Source organism: Ruegeria sp. ANG-R (genome assembly GCF_000813985.1).
In the GTDB taxonomy this organism is placed as follows: Bacteria; Pseudomonadota; Alphaproteobacteria; order Rhodobacterales; family Rhodobacteraceae; genus Ruegeria.
In genome coordinates this window covers 1-1,273 of sequence record NZ_JWLJ01000033.1, presented here as the reverse complement: position 1 = coordinate 1,273, position 1,273 = coordinate 1, and the positions used below count along the sequence as shown (strand labels likewise).

Genomic DNA, 1,273 nt, shown 5'->3' with positions numbered 1-1,273 from the left:
GAGTTGAAATCAAAGGCCGCCCCAATTGGAGCGGCCTTCTTTAATTCGACGGTTGGGTCCGAGATTATTCGTCGAATAATCTCATCACCGTCACCGATTACTCGATGATTTTCGACACAACGCCGGCGCCAACGGTGCGGCCGCCTTCGCGGATCGCAAAGCGCAGGCCGTCTTCCATCGCGATCGGGGCGATCAGCTCGACGGTGAAACCGACGTTGTCGCCGGGCATAACCATCTCGGTGCCTGCCGCCAGAGTCACGGTGCCGGTCACGTCAGTGGTCCGGAAGTAGAACTGCGGACGGTAGTTCGCGAAGAACGGAGTGTGACGACCGCCCTCTTCCTTGGTCAGGATGTAGGCTTCGGCTTCGAACTTGGTATGCGGTGTAACCGAACCCGGCTTACACAGAACCTGGCCACGCTCAACGCCGTCACGGTCGATACCGCGCAGCAGCGCGCCGATGTTGTCGCCCGCTTCACCGCGATCCAGCAGCTTGCGGAACATTTCAACACCGGTACAGGTGGTTTTCTGAGTGTCACGGATGCCGACGATTTCGATCTCGTCGCCAACATTAATCACGCCACGCTCAACACGGCCCGTAACAACGGTACCACGACCCGAGATCGAGAACACGTCTTCGACCGGCATCAGGAACGGCTTGTCGACTTCACGCTCAGGGGTGTCGATGTAGTCATCAACAGCCGCCATCAGTTCTTTGATCTTCTCTTCGCCGATTTCCGGGTTGTTGCCTTCCATCGCGGCCAGAGCCGAACCTGCGATGATCGGAATGTCGTCGCCGGGGTACTCATAGCTGGACAGCAGTTCGCGAACTTCCATCTCAACCAGTTCCAGCAGCTCTTCGTCGTCAACCTGGTCAACTTTGTTCATGAACACGACCATCTTCGGGATGCCAACCTGGCGGCCCAGCAGGATGTGCTCGCGGGTCTGCGGCATCGGGCCGTCAGCTGCGTTCACAACCAGGATCGCGCCGTCCATCTGAGCGGCACCGGTGATCATGTTCTTGACGTAGTCGGCGTGGCCGGGGCAGTCGACGTGCGCGTAGTGGCGGTTGTCGGTCTCGTACTCCACGTGGGCGGTCGAGATGGTGATGCCACGTGCTTTTTCTTCCGGCGCGCCGTCGATTTGGTCATACGCTTTGAAGTCACCAAAATACTTGGTGATTGCTGCGGTCAGCGTGGTCTTGCCGTGGTCAACGTGGCCAATCGTGCCGATGTTGACGTGCGGCTTATTACGCTCAAACTTTTCCTTTGCCAT

The 1,273-nt window shown here is 58.2% G+C and carries 1 protein-coding gene; it reads right to left on the bottom strand.

Annotation, left to right across the window (positions count from 1 at the left end; genetic code table 11):
• Window positions 1–97 precede the first annotated feature (97 nt).
• The coding region (gene tuf, locus RA27_RS22920; protein ID WP_010441214.1) for an elongation factor Tu at window positions 98–1,273 on the bottom strand (1,176 nt) is incomplete at its 5' end.